The organism is Streptococcus devriesei DSM 19639, assembly GCF_000423725.1.
Classification (GTDB): domain Bacteria; phylum Bacillota; class Bacilli; order Lactobacillales; family Streptococcaceae; genus Streptococcus; species Streptococcus devriesei.
Genome location: NZ_AUIN01000007.1, coordinates 1 through 3,151, shown reverse-complemented (window position 1 = coordinate 3,151; position 3,151 = coordinate 1). Strand labels below are relative to the sequence as shown.

The 3,151-nt window shown below is 35.4% G+C and carries 4 protein-coding genes and 1 pseudogene; 3 read left to right on the top strand and 2 right to left on the bottom strand.

Translation table 11 applies throughout. The annotated features are described in order from the left end of the window. Positions 1 to 138 precede the first annotated feature (138 nt). Positions 139 to 471: a type II toxin-antitoxin system PemK/MazF family toxin gene (locus G573_RS0101420; RefSeq protein WP_027975053.1), complete on the bottom strand. Its 333-nt coding sequence runs from the start codon at positions 469 to 471 to the stop codon at positions 139 to 141. After that, positions 465 to 710: an AbrB/MazE/SpoVT family DNA-binding domain-containing protein gene (locus tag G573_RS0101415; protein WP_003089974.1), complete on the bottom strand. Its 246-nt coding sequence runs from the start codon at positions 708 to 710 to the stop codon at positions 465 to 467. Before G573_RS0101415 ends, G573_RS0101420 begins: the two co-directional genes overlap by 7 nt. A gap of 238 nt (positions 711 to 948) precedes the next feature. On the opposite strand from G573_RS0101415, the pseudogene G573_RS10810 reads away from it, so the two are divergent. From G573_RS10810 to G573_RS0101400, 3 genes and pseudogenes are all read left to right on the top strand, one after another. Further along, positions 949 to 1,437: pseudogene (locus G573_RS10810) on the top strand (tyrosine-type recombinase/integrase); the annotation flags it as partial. A 134-nt stretch (positions 1,438 to 1,571) separates the two neighbouring features. Then, complete coding sequence (locus tag G573_RS0101405; protein WP_027975052.1) at positions 1,572 to 2,132, top strand: nucleotidyltransferase family protein; 561 nt, start codon at positions 1,572 to 1,574, stop codon at positions 2,130 to 2,132. 149 nt (positions 2,133 to 2,281) lie between these two features. Beyond that, positions 2,282 to 3,040 (top strand): SDR family NAD(P)-dependent oxidoreductase, encoded by a 759-nt coding sequence (locus tag G573_RS0101400; RefSeq protein ID WP_037586684.1) that lies wholly within the window; start codon positions 2,282 to 2,284, stop codon positions 3,038 to 3,040. Positions 3,041 to 3,151 lie beyond the last annotated feature (111 nt).

The following is a 3,151-nucleotide window of genomic DNA, read 5'->3' as shown; positions in this document are numbered from 1 at the left end:
GATTTATCTTATCTTGAACAGCAAAAAAGAGAGAACCAACTGGGTTCTCTCCAGAACTTAGCTTTTCATCACCCACTATAGTTGACAAAGAGCCAAAAGATTTCAGTGACTACTTACTGAAATCTTTTTTATATATAATTACCCCTTTTCAAACAATACTTTCACACGAGCTAACAAGCTACTCAATAACCCATCTGAAACATTTTCGATATACCGATAGTCTCTAGCATTGAAATCTATCGTCACCAACTGGTCGAGTAAAACTTTACCTGTTGTTTCGGCATCTTTCAGAAGAACATAAAAGGGGTAATCTCTTTTGGTATTGCTGATAGGGGCAAAAATAGCAATGTTAGAGTACTTCGTAACAACGCTATGACTTAAACAAATATAAGGTCGATAGCCTTTTTGTTCATGACCTTGTTTAGGATCAAGGTTAATTTTAATGATAGACCCTTGCTTAATACTTACCATTGTTCATTACCAACACTTTCAAAAATGAATGGCGTTACAGAAACTGGCTCACCCTGATAATCTTTAAAAAGGTCATCAACTGTTAATTCTGGGACTGTCGTTGCCTTTTTAAGAATAATCTTGTTCCCTGATACTTCATAATCAAGAATATCGTTGGTATGTAATTGTAGTTGCTGTACTAATTGTTTTGGGAGACGTATAGCTGAACTGTTCCCCCATTTATTAACTGTTAGTTGCATAATGCCACCTCCTCTTTTTAAGCATTATATCACAAAAGTATCATTTTGTATATACTTTGAATTATATCAACTCTTTTTGTCTAATAGGTCTTGAGTATTTACGATGTATTGCGCTTTTTGGTACAAATCTTCAATTTCTAACTCACTAAGAAATATGCTAAAATAAACTTATCCTATAAAAGGAGGAGAAGTCTATTTTTTAGCCTAATTCGTGATTATCCGGTACGAAGGAGGCAAAATGAAAACAAAAACAATTAAACGCAACAATAAAAATATTATCAAGAAAACCAAGAAAAATGGTGATATTAGCTACCCTCTTAAAGGGGCTTATCTGGGAATAGATGAAAAAACGGGTAAGCAAGTCATAACAACAATTACTGCTAAAATTTTGAAAGCTTTGGACAGGAGACTTATACAAGCAAAGTTAGATTTTGAGGCTAAGGGGTCCACCAAAAAGAAAAAATTGGAAATTGGCCGCTTTAGTGACCTTGTTGAAATCTGGTATAGTAGTTTTCAAACATGGGTAACATCACAAAACACTCTAAATCGAGTAAGAGGATATATTGATACTTACATTCTCCCTAAATTTGGCGATTATAAACCAGATAAAATTGAATCTGCTGAAATTCAACTCTGGGTAAATGAATTAGCTCAAAAAGCGCAGAAATCTGTTAACAATGGAAATCGACGAGCTCCTAAAGGCAGTGCTAAAGATTTTGGAGCTATTAGCTTTGACTACTAAAGATTTGGATTTTGCAACGCATGAAATTATTGTATCAAAAACGCTTATAATGTTAAAATATATTATACCTCAATTTGATTTTCCAAGTATAAATTTGTATAATGCCAATGAGGTTTAAAATGTGTAATATCAACAACATAATTAAAGAAAACACAGAATTAATAACGTTGCTAGAAATTATTAATTCCTTAAAACTTAAAGACTGTTGGCTTTGTGCAGGAACTATACGAAATTACATTTGGGATTACTTAAGTAATAAAAATAGTTTTACAAGTATTAATCTTTCAGATATAGATGTAATCTTTTTTGACGAAAATATATCATATGAACAAACTATTGCAATTGAGGATAAAATAAAGAAACAATATCCTCAATATAATTGGGAAATAAAAAATCAATACTATATGAACATCCATAGTCCAAATACTGAAAAATATACTAGCTCAAAAGATGCCGTTTCAAAATTTCCAGAAAAATGTACAGCGATAGCTGCTAGACTAGATAATAATCAGGATTTAGAGTTATTCACTCCTTATGGAATAGAAGATTTAATTAACTTTAAAATCTCACCGACACCACATTACTCTTCTGACAAAAAGCGACAAATAGTTTATAACGAAAGAATAAAAAAGAAAAAATGGATAAACGTCTGGCCAAACCTTTCTATAGAGCTATTATAATATAATTAAAACGGCTTCTTAGTATTCCTTTAGTCAAGTGAAGGATTGGGTCCTGTCTTGCACAGGACTCAGTCCTTTTAATTTCCTCTTGACCTAGAGTTAACTCTAGAAATTATAATGAAGCTATCTTAAAAAGGAGGAACTTAATAATAACAGCCAAACTTAATCAATACGTTTGCATCACCGGCGCTAGTTCCGGCATAGGACGAGCGTCCGCCAAAGCTTTCGCCGATCTCGGATTCCATCTCATTCTGGCAGCCAGACGAAAAGAATCACTGGAGGAGCTGAAGCAAGAAATTCTGCACACCTATCCCGGCCTGGATATTGTTGTCAAAAGCGTTGACCTAGGTATCTCAGATAACGTCTATCAATTATACGAAGACTTAAGGAATTATCACATCTCTGTTTGGATTAATAATGCGGGCTTTGGCAACTATGATAGTGTTGCCGACCAAGACCTCACGAAAATTTCTGCTATGATTCATCTAAATATTGAAGCCTTAACAATCTTATCAACTTTATATGTTAGAGATTATCAGGATACCGAAGGCAGTCAGCTGATTAATATATCATCTCGCGGCGGCTATATGCTGGTCAATAACGCCGTGAGCTATTGTGCTGCAAAATTTTATGTCAGTGCCTTCACCGAAGGACTGGCCCTAGAGATGAAAAACCAGCACCGTAAACTGCGGGCAAAGGTGCTTGCTCCGGCTGCAACCAAGACCGAATTTGGCAGGGTAGCGACTGACTCTAGTCAATACGATTACGACCGAGAGTTTAAACAATACCATACTGCTCAAGAGATGGCTGATTTCCTCATTCAACTCTACAAGAGTGATGAGGTGGTTGGCTTAGTTGATGTAACAGATTTCAGCTTCCACCTGAGCGCGCCGCTGTTTAAGCATTAAAATGAATTATTTTAAAGGGAGTGGGAAAGAACCCAAAAATTGAAAATTTTGGTTCTCACCACTCCCTAGTTTCAAGGTGGTGACCTGAAACGGTCTCTCCCCAGACCGTTT

Excerpts from the sequence above, each read along its gene's own strand:
- G573_RS0101420 (WP_027975053.1), bottom strand. The coding sequence starts at position 471 with ATGGTAAGTATTAAGCAAGGGTCTATCATTAAAATTAACCTTGATCCT.
- G573_RS0101415 (WP_003089974.1), bottom strand. The coding sequence starts at position 710 with ATGCAACTAACAGTTAATAAATGGGGGAACAGTTCAGCTATACGTCTC.
- G573_RS0101405 (WP_027975052.1), top strand. The coding sequence starts at position 1,572 with ATGTGTAATATCAACAACATAATTAAAGAAAACACAGAATTAATAACG.